A 19025-nucleotide genomic window follows, 5' to 3' on the forward strand; every position below is an offset into this window, starting at 1 on the left:
CTAGACGGCCTCCGCCCGGGTAGCCTCCCGCTCGGCCAGCACGCGCTTGAGGTCGTGCGGCATCACCTTCACGAACCTCGGCAGGTAGCGGTGCCAGCCGTCCAGTATCCGGCGCGCCTTCTCGCTGCCGGTCCACCGGAGGTGGCGCTCGATCATGGAGCGCAGCAGCGCTATGTCCTCACGCGACTCCACGGCCTCGAGACCGACCATGTCCGGATTGCACCGGCGCTCGAACGCGCCCTCCTCGTCGAGCACGAACGCCACGCCGCCGCTCATTCCGGCGGCGAAGTTGCGGCCCGTGGGACCGAGCACCACCACCACGCCCCCGGTCATGTACTCGCAGCCGTGATCCCCGACCCCCTCGACGACGGCCTCCGCACCGGAGTTACGCACGGCGAACCGCTCCCCGGCAATGCCTCGGAAGTACGCCTCGCCGCTCGTCGCGCCGTAGAGTGCCACATTCCCGATAACGATGCTCTCCTCCGGATCGTAGCCGGCGCCGGGCGGCGGAGCCACCACCAGCCGGCCGCCGGAGAGGCCCTTGCCAACGTAGTCGTTGGTCTCGCCGGCGAGGGTGAGGGTGAGCCCCGGCGCAGCCCAGGCCCCAAAGGACTGGCCGGCCGTGCCCCTGAAGTCTATGCGGATAGTGCCGTCGGGGAGCCCTTCGAGCCCGTGGCGGCGCGCGATCTCGCCGGAGAGCATCCCGCCGACGGTGCGCTGCGTGTTCCGGATGGGCATCCGCAGGTGCACCGGCTTCCCGGCTTCAAGAGCGTCTCGCGTGAGCCGGATCAGCTCGTTGTCCAGCGAGTGTTTGAGGCCGTGGTCCTGCTCCTCGCAGTGCCGGATAGCCACGCCCTCCGGCACCTCGGGCCGGTGCAGCACGGCCGAGAGGTCCACCCCGCGCGCCTTCCAGTGCTCGATGGCGTCCTTGGTCTTGAGCCGGTCCACCCGGCCGACCATCTCCTCGAAGGTGCGGAAACCGAGCTCGGCCATCAGTTCCCGCACCTCCTCGGCGAGGAAGAAGAAGTAGTTGATGACGTGCTCCGGCGTGCCGGCGAACTTCTTGCGCAGCTCCGGGTCCTGGGTCGCGACCCCGACCGGGCAGGTGTTCAGGTGGCAGACGCGCATCATTATGCAGCCGGTGGCTATGAGGGGGGCGGTGGAGAATCCGAACTCCTCGGCCCCGAGCAGCGCCGCTACGACCACGTCGCGCCCGGTCTTGAGCTGCCCGTCGGCCTGCAGGACGACCCGGCCCCGCAGGTCGTTCTGCACGAGCACCTGCTGGGTCTCGGCGATCCCGAGCTCCCACGGCAGCCCGGCGTGCTTGATCGAGGAGAGCGGAGACGCCCCCGTCCCCCCGTCGTGGCCGGAGATGGTTATGTGGTCGGCCTTGGCCTTGGAGACGCCGGCGGCTATCGTGCCGACGCCGACGGCGGCGACCAGCTTCACGCTCACGGCCGCGCGCGGGTTGGCGTTCTTCAGGTCGTGGATGAGCTGCGCCAGATCCTCAATGGAGTAGATGTCGTGGTGCGGCGGCGGGGAGATGAGCGTGACGCCGGGCGTGGAGTAGCGCAGCTTCGCTATCTCCGCGCTCACCTTGTGTCCGGGGAGCTGGCCGCCCTCGCCGGGCTTGGAGCCCTGGGCCATCTTGATCTGGAGCTGATCGGCGTTGACCAGGTAGTGCGCCGTGACGCCGAAGCGCCCGGAGGCGACCTGCTTGATGGCGCTGCGCCGCTCGTCCAGGAAGCGTTCGGGATCCTCTCCCCCTTCGCCGGTGTTGGACTGGCCCCCGATCCGGTTCATCGCCACCGCCAGCGTCTCGTGCGCCTCCTTGGAGAGCGCCCCGAGCGACATAGCGCCCGTGACGAACCGCTTGACGATCTCTTTCGCGGGCTCCACCTCGTCCACCGGGATGGGGTCGCGCTCGAAGTCGAGGAGGCCCCGCAGCGTGGCCAGCCGCGCGTTCTGTGCATCATAATGTGCCGTGAACTGCTTGAAGGTCTCGTAGCTGCCCTGCCTCACGGAGCGCTGCAGGGAGACTATGCTCCCGGTGTTCCACTGGTGGTACTCGCCCTGCATCCTGAGCTGGTACTCGCCGCCGACGTCCAGCTCCGGCGGCCCCACCTCCAGCCCGGCGAACGCCCGGCGGTGCCGCTCCAGCGTCTCCCGCGCGATGCCGCGCACCCCGATGCCGCCGATGCGCGAGGCGGTGCCGGTGAAGTGCCTGTCTATGAGCTCCCTGCTCAGACCGACGGCCTCGAAGATCTGGGCCCCGCAGTACGAGAGCAGGGTGGAGATGCCCATCTTGGAGATGACCTTCAGGAGCCCCTTCCGGAGGGCCTTGATGTAGTTCTTTTCGGCCTCCTCCACGCTCACCTTCAGCAGCCCGTCGTCCACCAGCTTCGCGAGGGTCTCGAAGGCCAGGTAGGGGTTGATGGCCGCCGCGCCGAACCCGACCAGCACCGCGAAGTGGTGCACCTCCCGGGCCTCGGCGGTCTCGACCACGAGCGTCGTCCGGGTGCGAACGCCCCGCCGCACGAGATGCTGGTGCACGGCGGAGGTGGCGAGCAGGCTCGGGATCGGCGCGTGCGCCGCATCCACGCCCCGGTCGCTCAGGATCAGGACGGTCGTCCCGCCCCTGACGGCCTCCTCGGCGAGCTCGCAGAGCCTTTCTAACGCCCGCTCCATGCCCGCCTCGCCCTCGGCGGCCGGGAACAGCGTGGAGATTGTGCGGGAGCGCTTCAGGTTGCGCAGCTTCCGCAGGTCGCCGTCGGTGAGGATCGGGTGGTCGAGCAGGATCCTCCCGGCGTGCTCGGGCGTCTCGTCGAAGAAGTTGCCCTCCGGGCCGAGGCTCATCTTGAGCGACATCACCAGCTCCTCCCGCAGCGGATCTATCGGGGGGTTGGTGACCTGCGCGAAGAGCTGCTTGAAGTAGTTGAAGAGCAGCTGCGGCCGCTCCGAGAGGACCGCCAGCGGCGTGTCCGTCCCCATTGAACCGTCCGGCTCCTTGCCCTCCCGGGCCATCGGCACCAGCAGCAGCCTGAGATCCTCCATCGTGTAGCCGAAGGCGCGCTGGCGCTCCAGCAGCGAGGCCGGCTCGGAAGGCGGCTCCCCTCCGGCCTCCGGCAGCTCGTCGAAGTGCACCTCCTTCTCCTCCAGCCACTTCCGGTACGGCCGCCGGCGGATGATGGGCTCCTTGGCCTCGTCGTCCTCCAGCACCCGCCCCCTCTCGAGGTCCACCAGGATCATCTTCCCGGGCCGCAGCCGCCCGCGCTTCACGACGTCCTCCGGCGCAATGGGCAGCACGCCCTCCTCCGAGGCCATGATGACGAGCCCGTCGCGAGTTATGGAGTAGCGGGCGGGCCTGAGCCCGTTGCGGTCGAGGGTGGCCCCGATGACGCGCCCGTCCGTGAACGCAACCGCCGCAGGGCCGTCCCACGGCTCGGTGAGCGCGCTGTGGTAGCTGTAGAAGGCCCGGCGGTCGGGGTCCATGTCCTCGTCGTTCTCCCACGCCTCCGGGACCATCATCATCACGGCGTGCGGCAGCGAACGCCCGGCGAGCACCAAAAGCTCCAGAGCGTTGTCGAAGGCGGCCGAGTCGCTGCCGCCGGGCTTGACGATGGGGAATATCTTCTGCAGGTCGTCGCCGAACAGCAGCGACTCGAGCCGGCTCTCGCGCGAGCGCATCCAGTTGATGTTGCCCCTTAAAGTGTTGATCTCGCCGTTGTGCGCGACGTACCGGTAGGGATGCGCCAGCTCCCAGCTCCCTAAAGTGTTGGTCGAGAACCGCGAGTGCACGAGCGCCATCGCGCTGGCGAGATCACCGCTCTTCAGGTCCGGGTAGAACTCGGGAAGCTGCTCGCCCTTGAGAAGCCCTTTGTACACGACCGTCGAGGAAGAGAGGCTCGCGATGTAGCAGCCGCCGTTTGAGATGGCGTGCAGCCGGCGCCGGATCACGTACAGCTTCCGCTCGAACGCCGCCCGGTCCTCCGCGTTCCGCCGCTCTATGAACACCTGCCGGAAGTGCGGCATCACCTTGCGGGCCAGCTTCCCGATGCTCCCGGGCTCTACCGGGACCTCCCGGAAGCCCAGCACCTCTTGCCCCTCCTCAACGGCGATGCGCTTCAGCTCGCTCTCCCACCGCTCCTCCGAACCGTCGGAGATAAACAGCGTGCCGACGGCGTAGTCCCCCGGAGCGGGGAGCTCGAAGTCGCACGCCCCGCGGTAGAAGGCGTCGGGGATCTGGAGCAGGATCCCCGCCCCGTCACCGGTCTCGGGGTCGCTGCCCGTGGCCCCCCGGTGCGCCAGATTGCGCAGAATCTCCAGCCCCTGGTCTACGATCTGGCGGGTCTTCTTCCCGTCCACACGCGCTACGAAGCCGACCCCACAGGCATCATGACCGTACGAAGGATCGTAGAGGCCGAGATTCTGTGTTCTCAAACTCACCTCCCGGGAGGTTGGACGGCCACGGAAATGGCCTACTTTTTACACCAGCGCCCCGCAGGTCTCAAGGGCAGAAGGTAAACATTTTGTAAATTGCTTGGGATTTTTAATGGATCAAGCCTGTTACAGGTTCTTAAGCTCGTCCCGGATGCGCTCCTCCTCCTCGAGGAGGCCGGATAGTCGTACCCGGAGCTCGGCCGCCTCGGTCTCGATCTCGGCCAACCGCAGGTTGAGTTCCCGCTCGCGCGCCGCGGTCTCGGGAGTGCGCCCGCGGTAGCGTTTCTTGAGGTTCTGGAAGCGCCGGGCGGCCTCTTCCTTGAGCTTCTCCCGCTCCGACTTCAGCTTATCGTCCTGGACGTACCTGATGGCCCGCTTCACCCGGGGGTCCGAGAGCAGGTCCATCAGAATCTCCGCCGAGCTCTGTTTGAAGTCCTTGTCCTTAGCCACGTATCGAGATCCTTCCGCGCCCGCAATCCCATGTATTTTAATCTCATATCCGCCGGCTGTCGCGGAATATGCCTCAGACGAACTTCTTGTACACCCCAATATTCGTGGTATCGCGCACGCCCATCGCTTCCTTGAGCTCGTTGAGCGTGGCACCGCGCCGCAGCAGCCGGACGGCGAAGGTGTGACGGAGCACCATCGGTGAGATGCGGGGCAGCCCGACCTGATCGCAGCGCTTCCAGAGCGCGTTCTGCAGGGTCTTGGAGGTGGAGATGGGCCGGGCGGCGCGCCCCACGAAGAGCTCCGGCGTGTCGTCGGAGCGCAGGCTCAGGTAGCGGCGCAGGATCTCCGCCGCCGCGCGCGAGATGCGGCGGGTGCGGGCGTTCAGGTGCGAACCCGGCCCGCCGAGCCGGACCTGTCCGGCATCCAGGTCCACGTCGTCGCGCAGCAGCGCCCGCGCCTCGCTCACCGTCGCGCCCGTCTCCAGCATGAGGACGATGACCGCCGCGTCGCGGGCGGCGGTGAGGGTGTCCGCGGGGAAGGAGAGCAGGCGCTCGGCGTCCTCGTCGTCCAGGAAGGTTATCTGCTGGTCGAGCGGCTGGTGCATGGGCTCGATGGGGTCGAACTCCAGCCCGACGTCGGTGCCGGTGCGCACCCAGTCCAGGAAGCGCCGCACGGCCGCGTCTTTGCGGTAGACGGTGAAACGCTTGCGCCGGGCACCGAGCAGGTGGTTTCGGAACTCCATCACCCGGCCGACGCCCACGTCCCAGATCTCTACCACCCCCCGCTCCTCCAGGAACCGGGCGAACTCCCGCAGGTCGGAGCGGTAGAACTCCGCCGTGCGCGGGCTGGTCCCGGCGTCGTCGGCCAGATGATCGGCGAACTTCTCCACGAGCTCGCGCACGCTCACGCCGCTTTCGACCGTCATGGCACCCATTATATAGCCGCCGGACGGCTCCGGACGTATAGTGTAAGTGGGATGCGTGAGAGATCTGGGAAACTACTCCCGCTGCTCTTCCTGGGCCTGCTGGCCGCGATCTGGGCCGCCGGAGCCCTTCGCGGCGAGACGGCCTCGGCGCAGCTCCGCTTCACAGAGGTGCGGGCGGCCGAGGAGCCGTCCACCACCTTCGTTCCCGCCAACGACGGGCTGCTGCTCGGCGAAACGAGCCCGGCCGAGCGCACGAGCGGCCGAACGCCGCCGGCGGCCGAACCCGTCCAGATCCCCCGGGAGCGAACACCAGACCCGGAGAGCCGGCATCCTGCCGCGGATCTCCGGCTCACCATCCCCCGGCTGGGGATAGCGGATCTGGCCGTTCCCACCGGATCGGGACAGGGGATGCTGGACCGGGTGGGGATTCTGCATCTGGAGCAGAGCGGCTACCCCTGGGAGCCGGGCTCGAACACGTACATCGCCGGGCACGCCATCGGCTACCCCGAGACCCGCATCCCCTACGTGTTCTACGAACTCGGAGAGCTGCGGCGGGGGGACGAGATCCTGCTCCAGGACCCTGCGGGCCGCACCTATACCTACCGGGTCTACGAGACGCTGGTCGTAGACCCGGAAGACTACTGGGTCACAGCTCCGGTCGCAGGCCGCACGATCGTCTCGCTCCAGACCTGCACCCCCATACCCTCCTTCGAGAAGCGACTGGTGGTGCGGGGCGAACTGGTCGGCTAGAGCTCGCCCCGGCGCATCAGGTAGCGCTCTATGGTGTCGTGGGCGGCATTTATCTCGGCCGTGATCTTCTCCGCGCGCCGCCGCTGCTCCGGGTCGGAGAAGCGGTCCGGATGGTACTTCTTGACCAGCTCGCGGCGGGCCTGATCCACGCTCTCAAGGCGGCTGTCCACGCGCAACCCCAGCCGGGCGTACGCCCTCCGAACCTCCTTCGGAGCGGTAGACCTGCGGGCCTTTGCGGCCTCGGTCCGCTCCCGCCACTCCTCGGAAGCCCCGCGCCAGGCCGCCCGGAACGCCCGCTTTACGTGCTCGAACTCCCGGCGGGCGTCTGAGGCGGCCTCCCTGCCGGGTGAGGAGTCCTCGCCCCGCTGCATGCCGGAGACGAATCCCCGCGCCAGACGCCCGAGCCGCCGCGGGATGCTCAAGAGCGCTCGCCCTCCTCATCCTCGGAGATCACCTCGGTCCTGTTCGGGTCGGAGAGAACCCGGGTGCTGTCCTCCTCCTCGAGGCCGAAGAACTCCCGCACCCGGTTCAGGTCGAGCAGACTCGCGCGGATGCGCTCAATGCGCTCCTCCTCGGCCCTCACGTCCTCCTCGCACTTCTCCCGGGTGGCGTCTATCTCCTTGCGAAGGGAACGGATAATCTCATCCGCCGTGCGCTGCAGCTCCTCGATGCGCTCCTCGCCCTGCTCTATCTCGGACCGGAGCGCCTCCTCCCGGCCCCGGCTGGAGCGCAGAAACTCCCGGATGTCTACCCCGGCGGCCTCCAGCGTGCGCGTCACTATCTCGCGCGCGCTCCTGCGGGAGACGTCCCGGGGCAGGTTCTCGATAATCTCCACCGCCCGCTCGACGGAGAAGTCTCCCGACGCCCCGAGCCCTACCTCCTCTTCCGAGTAGTGCCTGGTCGAGCCCCGGCCCTCCTCACCCTCGGCAGAGCGGTAGAAGAGCCGGGAGAAGACACCCTCTCTGTGCCGGGTCTCGTCATCTCCTGCCACCGGCTTCACCCCCTCTAACTGCTGCCGCCCGCGGGCAGGTGCTCCGTGGCGCCGGATACCTCTCTCAGGCTCCGCCGGAAGAGCGCCACCCGGTCCCTCAGGTGCTCCAGGCTAGACTCCAGCACCACCGGCTCTTGAGCCTCCAGCGCCAGCACCTCGCCGCGCAGGCTGCTCACCAGCGCCTCGGCGCTCTCCAGCTGCGCGTTGATCACCCCTATGGCGTCCAGTGCCTCCCGGTAGCCGGCGAGCTCGCCCCGGCGGCTAGCCAGCGCGCTCTCGAAGGGCCGGCGCAGGGCGGGATCCCGCAGCTCGGAGAGATCCCGCTCCAGATCCCGGATCCGGCGCCGGAGCCCTTCGCGGTCTAGGCCTTCAAGGTAGCGCCTCAGCGCGCTGCGCCGGCGTGCCAGCTGCGCCATGCGATCGACCTCTTGCACGACGAGCAAGATCTCCTCCTCAAAGAGCGGCTCATACTCCTCCGGCAACAGCTCCAGGCTCTCCAGAAGCCCGGACTGCAGCTCGATGAGCCGCCGCATCTGCGGCGCGGCGAGCCGGTCCTCCCGCGCCACCGCCTCCAGAGCCCGCGCGTTGTGCCGCGCGCGGCGCTCCAGCTGGGTCTGCGCCCGCCTGCGAGCCCCGAGAACCCACCGCCCCGAGACCGCGATACCGGCCCCGGCCGCCAGAGCGAGCAGCGTCCACCCCTCGCCCACGGCCACGACTCCCACCGCGGAAGAGACGCCCAGAGCTCCCCACCGGGCGGCACGGCGTGCGGCGTCTACCGTTCGGCCGAACACCAGCTCTCCATCCTAGCGGCCGGTCTCCTCCGGCCGCTCGCTCTCCCCGGCGGGCCGCTCGACCGTCTCCTCCTGAGGACCTTCCAGCTCCCCGGCGGACTTGAGGCCCATCTGAATCTCCATGAGTTCCAGCTCCCGCTCGGCCTCGAGCCGCTTCACGTCCACCTCGGCGGCCTGGATCTGGCGCTCCACCTCGCTGGTGCCCAGTTCGCCCACGGCCTCGGCCTCGTACAGCGACTGCCGCACGGCCTGCCGGGCCTTCTCCAGATCGCGGGAGGAGTCGGAGAGCGAGATCTGCGCCCGCGCCTCGTTCGCCGTCTGCAGGGCCCGCGCCCGCTGGTGCTCCTCCAGCAGCGCGGCCCGCTCCCGCACCACCTCGTTGTAGCGCTTCTCTTGATCGCGGAAGGCCCGCTCCATCTCCTCGGAGTTCCTGCGGGCGCTCTCCAGCCGGCCCTCGATCTCTGCGAGCTGGTTCTGAATCTCCTGCTTCTGCTGGATCACCTGCAGCGCCGCCTCCCGCTGGCCGCGTGCGGCCAGCTCCCGCGCCTGCCGCTCCCGGGCGGCGACGAGCTTGCGCTTCTCGGCCGCGTCGTTGGTGAGCATCTTCTCGTAGGCCATGGTCTTGGCCGCCGCGACCTGAAGCTTCTTCAGGTTGCTCAGCTCGTCCTGTACCGCATTCTCGAGCAGGACTTCCGGGTTGCGCTGCTCGACTCCGGAGATGAAGCGTCCGAAGAAGCCCCGGATAACTCTAAGTAGTCTGCCCATCGGCCCTGCTACCCCCAAGGATGGTAGAGATCTCTACGGCCCGTCCGGCTGCGATTATACCATCAGGGGCCGGGCTGCCGAATGGGGCGAAACCCGTACTACTGGGCGGCCCGGCGGGCGGGCTCCGTCCCCCGGCCGGCGACTACTATGGCGCTCGGGGACTCCATCTCGAAGGCCGCCTCCAGCGCCCGACCGGCGGCGAGCAGCAGCTCCTGCGGGGTGCGCGCATCCCGCGGGTAGATGGCCGCCCCGGCCCGCGTCTCCCTGGATCCGAGCGAGCTGGCGGCCGCCAGCACCCTCCGCGCCGCGCTCTCGACCACCCGGTCGTCCGCGCCGCTGAGGACGAGCCCGAACACGTCGCCCTCCCCGAGCAGGATGGGGTCCTCCACGCGCTGGCTGACGCGCTCCAGCAGCATGTCCACATCCTCCAGCTCCCGGCCGGGATCTACCAGGATTACGGCCACCGGAACTCCCCGCCGCTCCGAGAGCTCGTAGGTTACGCGCTCCAGCAGCAGCGAGCCGTCGGGGTCGAAGGCGAACTCATCTTCGAGAGGAGCCTCTTCCTCCTTTTCCCGAGCGGTTAAAAAACCCAAGGTCCCGGCCGCAGCGAACGCCACTAGCCGGAAGAGGATCAGGCTCGGAGCCACCACACCGCCGGCGAGACCGGGCAGCATCGCCAGAGCGTAACCCACTAGCGTCGCGCCCAGAGCCGCAAGCGGAATGATGCGGCTCCGGTGCAACGCCGCGGCGAGCAGCAGCGGGAAGAAGAGCGCATACAGCTCGCTGGAGGCTCCGCCGGTGAAGAAGGTCAGTGAGGCGAGCAGCGCCGCGAAGTACGCATAGCCCACCGCACAGGCCACATCGGAGAACTGCTGCTGCGGCAGGAGCCCGGCGGCGACCGCCGAGGCTACCCACAGCGAGACCAGCGTGTAGAGCGGGATGTAGGCGACCGCCGGAGTGTACGCGGGCTGGTGCACGAGGAAGACCGCAACCCCGATCAGCGCGAGCGAGAGCAGGGCGAAACCCTTGAAAACCCTCGCGTTCTGCTGGCTTCCTGCCGCCATCATCGCCGGAACATGATACGCTCCTCCGTATCCCCGTTCCACCCGCCTACCCGGCGGCCGCCGGGACCCGCTCCTCCAGCCGCTCCCCATCCCGGGTGGTGGAGAGGATCCAGACCGGCTCCCCGCCGGAGAAGGAGTCCAGCCCGGCAGCGGCCTCCGCTCCCGGGTTCTCCCGCAGGTGCGGCCCCACATCCTCGCTCTGCTCCAGAGCCTCCGGGCTGTCTACCAGATCTTCCGGGGCGGGGAGCGCGTTGCTCCGGATGTGCTCCACATCGGGCTCCGGGAGCTGCTGGATACCGCTCTCGGGGTCCAGGTCCGGACGGCCCCCTATCACGGCGACGCTGGCCACGGCCCCGGCAGACTCCGAGACGTAGGAGTAGAGCCAGCCCTGCGCCGTTCCTCCCGCATCCACGGAGGCGAGCGAGGCCACCGAGTAGAGCTCGGCGTCTTGCCGCCAGTCGGCGGCGAGACCGTCCGCCGCCGGAAGCCACTCCAGCGCCGTCCCGCGCGGAGCGTCGGCCGGGATCTCCGGCCCCATCACCCCGTACTGCTCCTCCCCGCCGGGCTCCTCGGGAGCCTCCTCCCCGGCACATCCGGCGAGCGCGAAGACGAGCAGCGCGAGTACCGCTACAATCCTGAACATGGCCGGAGATTCTACCGCAGAACCGGACCCGGTGGAATGCGAGCCGGCCTGATCCTGCTGCTCTTCCTCGCCGCGGGCTGCGCGCCCGCCGGCGAGCCCGACCCGCCGGAGACGCCCGGAGAGGAGGCACGCACCCTGACCGTGGAGAACATCGCATCCGGTCCGTACGGCCCGCAAGAGCGCGGGATAATGCTCGCCCCCGACGCCGGGTCCCTCGCCCGCGCAGCCGGGGTGGAGGTTCCGGACGCCGGAGAGGGCGTCTACGCGGGGGCCTTCTGGGGCGAGCGGCGCACGGGCGGCCATACGGTCCGCTTCGAGTCCGCCATTCTGGAGGGTAACGAGGTGACGGTCCGGCTCTCCCTGAGAGCTCCCGGTCCCGGAGATATCGTGACCCAGGCGCTCACCCACCCCTACGCTGTGGCCGTGATCCGGGACGTGGAGCCGTCCGGCCTGCGGTTCAGGTTCGTGGATCAGGCCGGACGGGAGCTGGACTGGCCGGTGAGGACGGTACCCTGAGCTCAGCTCCACCCTCCCTTATAATTGCCGGAGTGGCTATCAAAGAGGACATCCGCAAGAGGGTAGAGGAGCTGCGCGAGCTCGTCCGGTACCACAACCGCAAGTACTATGTTGAGGACGCGCCCGAGATCTCCGACGCCGAGTACGACGCGCTCTACAGCGAGCTGGAGCGCCTGGAGCGCGAGCATCCCGAGCTCGTCACCCCCGACTCCCCCACCCAGCGCGTCGGGGCAGAACCGCTGGAGGAGTTCCGCCAGGTCGAACACGCCGTACCGATGCTCTCGCTCAACAACGCCCGCAAGCCCGAGGAGCTGCGGGAGTGGGATGCGCGCGTCAGGCGCCTGCTCGGGCCGGATGCCGGGGTGGAGTACGTCACCGAGCTCAAGGTGGACGGGCTTGCGGTCTCGCTGCGCTACGAGAACGGGCGCTTCGTGCTCGGCGCCACCCGGGGCAACGGCTTCGTGGGCGAGGACGTGACGCAGAACCTGCGCACCGTCCGCTCCATCCCGGAGAGGCTCTCGGACGACCCGCCGGAGGTGCTGGAGGCGCGCGGCGAGGTGTACATGCCCATCGACGCCTTCGAGGAGCTCAACCGGCGCCAGGAGGCCGAGGGCAAGCGCCCCTTCGCCAACCCCCGCAACGCCGCCGCAGGCTCCATCCGCCAGCTCGACCCCCGGGTGACGGCGCAGCGCCCGCTTACGATCTACGTCTACGGAGCCGGAGAGGGCGCGGAGAACTTCGCCAGCCACTCCGAGACCCTGGAGGCGCTCAAGCGCTTCGGCCTGCGCGTCAACCCCTACGCCGTCCACCGCGACATAGACTCCGTGCTCGAAGAGTGCCGGCGGTGGGCCGCCCGGCGCGAGTCGTTGAACTTCCAGGCGGACGGCGTGGTCATCAAGGTGAACGCGAACGAGCAGCAGCGGGCGCTAGGCTCGGTCGCCAAGGCCCCCCGCTGGGCCATCGCGTACAAGTTCGAGCCGCTGGCCGGCCGCACGAAGCTGCTGGACGTCTTCGTGCGGGTGGGACGCACCGGCGCGGTCACGCCGCAGGCGGTGCTGGAGCCGGTCAGCATCGGGGGCGTCACGATCTCCCGCGCCACCCTGCACAACGAGGACTACATAAAGGAGAAGGGCATCCTCATCGGCGACACCGTGGTGGTCGAGCGGGCCGGGGACGTGATCCCACAGGTCATGAGACCCGTTCCGGAGGAGCGTACCGGTTCCGAGCGCGAGTTCAGGATGCCGGAGAGATGCCCGAACTGCGGCGAGCCGCTCTCCCGCCCGGAGGGCGAGGCCATCGTGCGCTGCGTCAACGCCCGCTGCCCGGCACAGGCGCTGGAGCACATAATCCACTTCGCCTCCAGGGGAGCGATGGACATCGAGGGCCTCGGCGAGAAGCTGGCGACCCGCTTCTTCAACCTCGGGCTCATCCGGGACCCCGCCGACATCTATGAGCTCCGGCCGGAGCAGCTAGAACCCCTGGAGGGCTTCGGCGAGAAGAGCGCGCGGAACCTGATCCGCGCCATAGAGCGCAGCAAACAGCAGCCCTTCTCCCGCGTGCTCTACGCTCTGGGGATCCGGCACGTCGGGAGCGTTACGGCCGGCCTCATCGCCGGGAGGTTCAGCGGTGAAGACCTCCTGAGCGGGGTCGGCGTGGAGGAGCTCTCGGAGATAGAGGGCGTCGGGGAGGTCGTCGCCCGGGCCGTGGCGGAGTACTTCTCGCTCGAGGACAACCGCCGGCTGGTGGAGCGCCTCATGCAGCACGGTCTGAACTTCGGCCGCGAGGCGGCGGAGCCCGCCGGAGGCCCGCTGGAGGGCCGGAAGTTCGTCATAACGGGCACGCTCTCGGAGCCGCGCCGGGTGTTCGTGGAGCGGATAGAGGCGGCCGGCGGGACGGTCACCTCCTCGGTCAGCAGGAGCACGGACTACGTGCTCGCCGGGGAGGAGGCGGGCTCCAAGCTGGAGAGGGCGCGGGAGCTGGGCATCCCCGTTCTGGACGAGGCAGCCTTCGAGGAGCTGCTGGACCATGAAGGTCATCTACCTGCGAGATAGCCGAAGGCGAGCAGACACACCAGGACTCCCAGGACGCCCTTGATGCCGGTCTCCGGCAGCAGGCGTTGCGCGTAGGCTCCGGCGTAGGTGCCGGCCAGCCCCCCGAGGCCGAGCACCGCGCCGAGCAGCCAGTCCGGGGAGACGGGCTCCTCTCCTCCGGCCCCCAGCACCTCCAGCAGCTCGAAGAAAGCTATGCCGGCCACCGAGGTCACGAAGGTCCCGACCAGCGCCGCCCCGGCGACGGTCCGTACCGGCAGGCGGAAGATGGCGACCAGGAACGGTGCGATGATCGCCCCGCCGCCGATGCTGTAGATGCCCCCGACCACGCCTACGAAGAAGGCCAAGACCAGCACCGAGCCGCGCGATCCTCCGCGGCCCGGACGTGACCGGCCGGGGTAGCCGAACGTCTCCAGCAGGAGCCGGGCACCGAGATAGAGCAGCACCAGGCCCACGAAAGCCTTGAAGATGCCGGGGTCGGCGAAGACCGTGACGCGCAGCACCGCCCCGAGGAAGACCCCCGGCAACGAGCCGAGGACTATCGTGCGGGCCAGCGGCCAGGAGATGCTCCGGTCCGCGGCGTAGCGGTAGATCCCTCCGGGGGCGGCCAGGACGTTGTAGATCAGGTTCGTCGGGCTCACCGCCGGGCTGGTGAAGCCCAGCACGCTCACCTGGAACGGCAGCAGCAGGAACGCACCCGAGACCCCTGCCGGGGCGCACAGCCCAGAGACCGCGAACGCCACCAGCAACAGCACCAGCGGGTTCGCCTCGACCCCGGAGACCGGGAAGTACAAAACTCCGCTAGCGGCCGCTTACCGGGGGGAGGCTGATGACCGCCCCACCCTCCCGGGCCACGCCGACCGTGAACAACATCCCGACCACGCGCATCAGCTCCGTAGGGTAGTGCGGGACACCTACCCGCGCGGCACGAGCGCGAACGCCCGGATCGGGCTGCCCGTACCGCCCACCAGCTTCAGCGGCGCGACGACGAGCAGGGCCCCGGCCGGCGGCAGCTCGGCGAGGTTGGCGAGCTGCGTTATGCCGTACTTGCCCGCTCCGAGCAGGTAGTAGTGGACCGGGAAGGGCGGGTCGAACTCGCCCGCCATGCCGGCGTCTATGCCGACCGTCTCCACCCCGACGCCCACCAGCGGCGACTCCTCCGCGATCCAGCGCGCGCACTCCACGTCGAAGCCGGGCGATTGCGGCCGACCCGAGCCCGCGTTGAGAAACAGCTCCTCGTCGTGGGCGCGGGCGTCCCAGCCGGTGCGCAACAGCAGCCAGCCGCCCTCCGGGAGCGGGCCGTGCTCGCTCTCGAAGGCTCTCACGTCGTCCACGGTGAGCAGGTAGTCCGGATCTTCGGCGGCCTCGGCGGAGCGGTCTATGACGGCGGCGGGAGCCACGAGGTGCTGTGGGGAGACCTGCGAGACGTCCAGGCCGTCCCGGCCGGTGATCCAGTGGATGGGCGCGTCGAAGTGGGTCCCGACGTGCTCTCCGATCTCCAGCCAGTTCCAGGCCCAGGCGGGGCCGCGGTCGTCGTAGGCACTGATCTCGTGCACCCTCAGCCCCGGCGTGTTCACGAACGGCTCGGGGAGCCGGATGACCGGCGTCTTCTCGCTCAAAGGCTGCGTCAGGTCCACGACCTCCACCGAGCCGCCCGCCAGAGCCTCCACCAGTGACGCAACGGGATTCCCTGCCATCGTCCCTCCTTCTCGCAGGCTTCGGGTCTTTAGGCTTCAGCGAGGCCTAAAGACCCCATTTTCAATGCGCGCGGAACGCCTCCTCCAGCCACCCGGCCCGCACCGCGGGGTTGACCTTGGCATCTATCACGAGCGGCCGGTCTCTCCGGCCAAGCCACTCCTTGAGTGGTGCGAGGTCTTCCGGCCTCCTGACCGTGACGCCCTCCGCTCCGGCGGCGCGGGCCAGAGCCGCGAAGTCCGTATCGGGGAACCGCGTGTGCTCCACCGGGTGCCCCATCGGGCCGAAGTGGTGGACCTCCGCGCCGTAGGCGGCGTCGTTGTAGATGAGGATCACCATCCCCAAACGGTAGCGGGCGGCCGTCTCCAGCTCGCCGAGCGCCATGAGCGCCCCACCGTCCCCGAGAGCAGCGACCGCGACCCGGTCCGGCCGCGCGACCGCGGCCCCGATGGCGCAGCCGAGCCCCAGCCCCACCGACTGGAAGGCGTTCGGGAAGACGAACCCGTGGGGGTCGGGCACCCGCAGGTACATAGCCGGGTAGCCCAGGAAGTGGCCGGAGTCGGTCGCTACCGTGCGCTCCGGCGGCAGGAGGTCGTCGAGCGCGATGCTGAGCGTGCGGGGGTCTATATACCCGTCCGTGCCCTCGTCCCGGTACGGCTCGTCGCGCCAGCGGCGGCGCGGGATCTCCCGCCGCACCTCTGCGGTGCGGAAGCCCTCCTTCCGCACCCCGCGCCGCGCGAGCTCGTCCGCAATGGCCTTCGCGGCGGCCGCCGCATCCCCGACCACGCCCACGTCCACCCGGTGCAGCGCCCCAACGGCCTCCTCGTCCAGATCCACCTGCACCACCCGAGCCCCGGGCGGGAAGAGCCGCCCGTGGCGCGTGGTCCAGTGGTTGAGCGTCGCGCCGAACGCGAGCACGACGTCCGCCCGGCTCAGCAGCTCCACGGCCAGCGGCGAGGCGAAGCCGCCCGCGATCCCCACCGCGTACGGCAGCCCGGAGAAGAGGCCGTGGCCCATCGCGCTCGTCGCCAGCAGCGCCCCCACCCGCTCGCCGAGCCCCTCCAGCTCCGCGCGCGCTCCGGAGAGCGCGGCCCCGCGTCCGGCCACGATCACGGGCCGCTCGCAGATCTCCAGCAGGTCCGCCACCCGCTCGATAGCGCCCGCCGCCGGGCGCGGCGGCTCCAGGTCCGGCCAGCCGGGGATGTGCGGGCTGTTCGAGGACTCCTGTCCCACCAGGTCTATCGGGATGTTGAGCACCACCGGGCGGCGCTCGACTCTCGCCCGCCGCAGCGCCCGCGCGGTGTCCGCCGCGGCGCTCTCGGGGCCACGCACCCGCTCGGGTATAGCGCCGAGTGTCCCGGCCACGCCGCCCTGGTCTATCTTGAAGTTGGACCACAGCGTGCCCGGCGGCGTGTCGGCCGCCAGGAGCAGCAGGGGCGTCCGGTTCTTGGCCGCCTCGGTGAGCCCGGTGAGCGCGTTGGTGAAGCCCGGCCCCTGGTGCGTTGTGCACACCCCCACCTTCCCGCCGGCGCGCGCGTAGCCGTCGGCCATCGTGATCGCGCCGTTCTCGTGCCGGGCGGCGTAGAAGCTCGCCCCCGCCGCGTGCAGCGCGTTGACCACGGTGAAGTTCCCGCTGCCCACGAGCCCGAAGAACGTATCCACCCCCCGGTCGGCCAGCGTCCGCCCGATAGCCTCAGAGACCCGCATAGCGTCCAGTCCTTTCCCGCTCGCAATTCCCCTGAAGAACCTTAAAGTAATCCGCCGGGGGCGTCTACCCCACCAGGGAAGCGTGGTCCACCTTGATGCAGCGGTCCATCACTACGGTCAGGCCGCGCTCCGCGGCGTAGCGGGCCGCCGCCTCGTTGATGACGCCGAGCTGCATCCAGAGAACCTTCGCCCCGGCCGCCACCGCGTCTTCGGCGACCGGACCGACGAACTCGCTGCGGCGGAACACGTCCACTATGTCTATCTCCTCTTCTATCTCGCGCAGCGAAGCGTAGGGCTCCTCGCCGAGCACCGGCCCGCTCAGGTTCGGGTTGACCGGCAAGACGCGGTACCCGGCAGACTGCAGGAAACGCGCGATCCTGTGGCTCGTGCGGTGGGGTTTGTCCGAGAGCCCGACCACGGCGATGTTCTTGGCGGCCTGGAGTATCTCGCGGATCTCGGCGTCGGATGGGTTGCGGTGCATGAGACGGCTCCTTTTTCGCCCATGGTACCCCTCCGGGCAGCCGCTTGACATCCCCCGCCCCTGCACTACAGTGACCTCGCAAGGCCAGAACGACAACCTTCTCCGGCGGGAGAAGGGGAAGGAGGGTGCATGATCGGGGAGACGCAGCAGTGGGTGGAGAAGGACCGCAGATACGTGTGGCACGCGCTGGCCGGGTACGACCCGAACTCCTCGCCGCTGACCATCGCAGAGGCCAAAGGAGCGTGGGTCACGGACATAGAAGGCAACCGCTACCTGGACGCCATGAGCGGGCTGTGGTGCGTCAACGCCGGCTACGGCCGCGAGGAGCTGGCCCGCGCTGCCTACGAGCAGCTTAAGGTTATGCCCTACTACCCCCTCACCCAGAGCCACCTGCCGGCGATAGAGCTGGGGGAGAAGCTGAACGAGCTGCTCGGGGACGAGTACACCTTCTTCTTCTCTAACTCGGGATCTGAGGCCAACGAGGTGGCCTTCAAGGTGGCCCGCCAGTACCACCAGCAGCGCGGCGAGCCCTCCCGCTGGAAGTTCATCTCCCGCTACCGGGCCTACCACGGCAACTCCATGGGCGCGCTGGCGGCGACCGGACAGGCGCTGCGCAAGTACCGCTACGAGCCGCTCTCCCCGGGATTCGTGCACGTCGAGCCGCCGGACACCTACCGCGGGGAGTACGGCGGGCCGGACGCCGGGAAGAGGTACGCGGAGAAGATAGAGCGCGTCATTCGCTGGGAGCTGCCCGAGACGGTGGCGGGGGTGATCATGGAGCCGATCATAACCGGCGGCGGCGTCCTGGTGCCGCCGGAAGACTACATGGGCGAGGTGGAGCGCATCTGCCGGGAGAACGGGGTGCTCTTGATCTCAGACGAGGTGATCTGCGGCTTCGGGCGCACCGGCGAGGCGTTCGGGTTCATGAACTACGGCGTGGAACCGGATATCGTGACGATGGCCAAGGGGATAACCAGCGGCTACCTGCCGCTCTCGGCCACGGCCGTAAAGCGCGAGCTGTTCGAGGAGTTCAAAGGCGAAGACTACGCCCGCTTCCGGCATGTCAACACCTTCGGCGGCAACCCGGCGGCCTGCGCGCTGGCGCTAAAGAACCTCCGGATTATGGAGGAAGAGAACCTCTTTAAGCGTCCGGCGGCCCTGGGGGAGCAGCTGCTTGGAGAGCTCTCGGCGCTGGAAGACCACCCGCACGTCGGGGAGATAAGAGGCAAGGGGCTGCTCATCGGCATTGAGCTTGTAGAGGACAAGGCGAGCAAGCGCCCGGCGGGCGGGGCGCTGGTCGGCCAGATGATAAGCGCCTGCAGGGAGCGGGGTTTAATCGTGGGCAGGAACGGCGACACGGTGGCCGGGTACAGCAACGTCATCACGCTCGCCCCGCCCCTGAGCATCACGGAGGAAGACCTGCGGTTCATCGCCCGCACGCTCAGGGAGTGCATCGGCGAGCTATAACCCGCTCCACCTCGTGCGGCTCGCCCCGGATCTCCACCGGCGAGCTCTCAGGCCGCATGTGCTGCGGGCTCTTGAGCCCGGTGCCGGTCACCAGCACCACGATTCTCCCGCTGCGCCCGATCAGATCCGCCCCCAGCGCAGGCCAGCCCGGCGAACGCCGCCGCAGGCCGCCAGCGTCCGGATCGCCCGCAGCAGGAGTTCGACGCACCCCTCGCCCGAATCTACCCGTTCCGGGTCGTCGTAGCGGATCGCGCACCGTCTTCTAGCACCACGGCCGCCGACGCGACTTCCC

At 69.2% G+C, this 19025-nt stretch carries 18 protein-coding genes; 4 read left to right on the plus strand and 14 right to left on the minus strand.

Translation table 11 applies throughout. From position 1 onward, the window contains the following. From gltB to E0L93_RS02760, 3 genes are all read right to left on the minus strand, one after another. Entirely contained in the window at positions 1 to 4440 is a 4440-nt protein-coding gene (gene gltB, locus E0L93_RS02750) for a glutamate synthase large subunit (RefSeq protein WP_207890292.1), read from the minus strand. Positions 4441 to 4566: 126 nt separating this feature from the next. Beyond that, complete coding sequence (locus E0L93_RS02755; RefSeq protein ID WP_132688161.1) at positions 4567 to 4890, minus strand: hypothetical protein; 324 nt, start codon at positions 4888 to 4890, stop codon at positions 4567 to 4569. Between the two features lie 73 nt (positions 4891 to 4963). After that, the gene (locus E0L93_RS02760; protein WP_165874128.1) at positions 4964 to 5815 is read right to left on the minus strand and encodes a tyrosine-type recombinase/integrase; all 852 of its coding nucleotides are present in this window, start codon (positions 5813 to 5815) and stop codon (positions 4964 to 4966) included. Between the two features lie 51 nt (positions 5816 to 5866). On the opposite strand from E0L93_RS02760, the gene E0L93_RS02765 reads away from it, so the two are divergent. Continuing rightward, positions 5867 to 6565, plus strand: a complete 699-nt coding sequence (locus E0L93_RS02765) for a class E sortase (protein ID WP_165874129.1) — start codon at positions 5867 to 5869, stop codon at positions 6563 to 6565. Here E0L93_RS02765 and E0L93_RS02770 read toward each other — a convergent pair. From E0L93_RS02770 to E0L93_RS02795, 6 genes are all read right to left on the minus strand, one after another. Beyond that, positions 6562 to 6987, minus strand: coding sequence for a J domain-containing protein (locus E0L93_RS02770; protein WP_132688170.1), 426 nt, complete (start codon positions 6985 to 6987; stop codon positions 6562 to 6564). The two genes, E0L93_RS02765 and E0L93_RS02770, sit on opposite strands and share 4 nt — an antisense overlap. Then, positions 6984 to 7565 (minus strand): hypothetical protein, encoded by a 582-nt coding sequence (locus E0L93_RS02775; protein ID WP_132688173.1) that lies wholly within the window; start codon positions 7563 to 7565, stop codon positions 6984 to 6986. The genes E0L93_RS02770 and E0L93_RS02775 overlap by 4 nt, the downstream gene beginning before the upstream one ends. Positions 7566 to 7570: 5 nt before the next feature. Next, positions 7571 to 8347: a hypothetical protein gene (locus tag E0L93_RS02780; RefSeq protein ID WP_132688176.1), complete on the minus strand. Its 777-nt coding sequence runs from the start codon at positions 8345 to 8347 to the stop codon at positions 7571 to 7573. A 12-nt stretch (positions 8348 to 8359) separates the two neighbouring features. Then, positions 8360 to 9112, minus strand: a complete 753-nt coding sequence (locus E0L93_RS02785; protein ID WP_132688179.1) for a PspA/IM30 family protein — start codon at positions 9110 to 9112, stop codon at positions 8360 to 8362. A gap of 98 nt (positions 9113 to 9210) precedes the next feature. Next, positions 9211 to 10218 (minus strand): nucleotidyl cyclase domain-containing protein, encoded by a 1008-nt coding sequence (locus E0L93_RS02790; protein WP_132688182.1) that lies wholly within the window; start codon positions 10216 to 10218, stop codon positions 9211 to 9213. A 4-nt stretch (positions 10219 to 10222) separates the two neighbouring features. Beyond that, positions 10223 to 10819 carry a hypothetical protein gene (locus tag E0L93_RS02795; RefSeq protein WP_132688185.1) on the minus strand — a complete coding sequence of 199 codons (597 nt, stop codon included), beginning with the start codon at positions 10817 to 10819 and terminating at the stop codon, positions 10223 to 10225. Between the two features lie 36 nt (positions 10820 to 10855). Between E0L93_RS02795 and E0L93_RS02800 the strand changes: the two genes are divergently transcribed. Both E0L93_RS02800 and ligA read left to right on the plus strand, forming a co-directional pair. Continuing rightward, a complete protein-coding gene (locus tag E0L93_RS02800; protein WP_132688187.1) occupies positions 10856 to 11335 on the plus strand; it encodes a protease complex subunit PrcB family protein in 480 nt (159 codons plus the stop codon). 32 nt (positions 11336 to 11367) lie between these two features. After that, a complete protein-coding gene (gene ligA / locus E0L93_RS02805) occupies positions 11368 to 13386 on the plus strand; it encodes an NAD-dependent DNA ligase LigA (protein WP_243638078.1) in 2019 nt (672 codons plus the stop codon). Here ligA and E0L93_RS02810 read toward each other — a convergent pair. The 4 genes from E0L93_RS02810 to E0L93_RS02825 form a co-directional block, all read right to left on the minus strand. After that, complete coding sequence (locus E0L93_RS02810) at positions 13368 to 14177, minus strand: sulfite exporter TauE/SafE family protein (RefSeq protein ID WP_132688190.1); 810 nt, start codon at positions 14175 to 14177, stop codon at positions 13368 to 13370. The two genes, ligA and E0L93_RS02810, sit on opposite strands and share 19 nt — an antisense overlap. Positions 14178 to 14297: 120 nt before the next feature. Then, complete coding sequence (locus E0L93_RS02815) at positions 14298 to 15080, minus strand: cyclase family protein (RefSeq protein WP_132688193.1); 783 nt, start codon at positions 15078 to 15080, stop codon at positions 14298 to 14300. A 61-nt stretch (positions 15081 to 15141) separates the two neighbouring features. Next, complete coding sequence (locus E0L93_RS02820) at positions 15142 to 16785, minus strand: thiamine pyrophosphate-binding protein (protein WP_132688196.1); 1644 nt, start codon at positions 16783 to 16785, stop codon at positions 15142 to 15144. 64 nt (positions 16786 to 16849) lie between these two features. Beyond that, positions 16850 to 17266 (minus strand): CoA-binding protein, encoded by a 417-nt coding sequence (locus E0L93_RS02825; RefSeq protein ID WP_132688199.1) that lies wholly within the window; start codon positions 17264 to 17266, stop codon positions 16850 to 16852. Between the two features lie 129 nt (positions 17267 to 17395). Here E0L93_RS02825 and E0L93_RS02830 point away from each other — a divergent pair, with 129 nt between their 5' ends. Further along, positions 17396 to 18733: an aspartate aminotransferase family protein gene (locus E0L93_RS02830; RefSeq protein WP_132688202.1), complete on the plus strand. Its 1338-nt coding sequence runs from the start codon at positions 17396 to 17398 to the stop codon at positions 18731 to 18733. On the opposite strand, the gene E0L93_RS02835 is transcribed toward E0L93_RS02830, so the two are convergent. Further along, positions 18708 to 18941, minus strand: coding sequence for a hypothetical protein (locus E0L93_RS02835; RefSeq protein WP_132688205.1), 234 nt, complete (start codon positions 18939 to 18941; stop codon positions 18708 to 18710). The genes E0L93_RS02830 and E0L93_RS02835 overlap by 26 nt on opposite strands. Positions 18942 to 19025 lie beyond the last annotated feature (84 nt).

This window comes from Rubrobacter taiwanensis (assembly GCF_004337705.1).
Lineage (GTDB): Bacteria > Actinomycetota > Rubrobacteria > Rubrobacterales > Rubrobacteraceae > Rubrobacter_C > Rubrobacter_C taiwanensis.

What these genes read in the sequence shown, in the direction of transcription:
- E0L93_RS02785 (WP_132688179.1), bottom strand. Translation starts at nt 9,112, where the DNA reads ATGGGCAGACTACTTAGAGTTATCCGGGGCTTCTTCGGACGCTTCATC.
- E0L93_RS02815 (WP_132688193.1), bottom strand. Translation starts at nt 15,080, where the DNA reads ATGGCAGGGAATCCCGTTGCGTCACTGGTGGAGGCTCTGGCGGGCGGC.
- E0L93_RS02795 (WP_132688185.1), bottom strand. Translation starts at nt 10,819, where the DNA reads ATGTTCAGGATTGTAGCGGTACTCGCGCTGCTCGTCTTCGCGCTCGCC.
- E0L93_RS02760 (WP_165874128.1), bottom strand. Translation starts at nt 5,815, where the DNA reads ATGACGGTCGAAAGCGGCGTGAGCGTGCGCGAGCTCGTGGAGAAGTTC.
- E0L93_RS02825 (WP_132688199.1), bottom strand. Translation starts at nt 17,266, where the DNA reads ATGCACCGCAACCCATCCGACGCCGAGATCCGCGAGATACTCCAGGCC.
- E0L93_RS02765 (WP_165874129.1), top strand. Translation starts at nt 5,867, where the DNA reads ATGCGTGAGAGATCTGGGAAACTACTCCCGCTGCTCTTCCTGGGCCTG.
- E0L93_RS02830 (WP_132688202.1), top strand. Translation starts at nt 17,396, where the DNA reads ATGATCGGGGAGACGCAGCAGTGGGTGGAGAAGGACCGCAGATACGTG.
- E0L93_RS02820 (WP_132688196.1), bottom strand. Translation starts at nt 16,785, where the DNA reads ATGCGGGTCTCTGAGGCTATCGGGCGGACGCTGGCCGACCGGGGGGTG.
- E0L93_RS02800 (WP_132688187.1), top strand. Translation starts at nt 10,856, where the DNA reads ATGCGAGCCGGCCTGATCCTGCTGCTCTTCCTCGCCGCGGGCTGCGCG.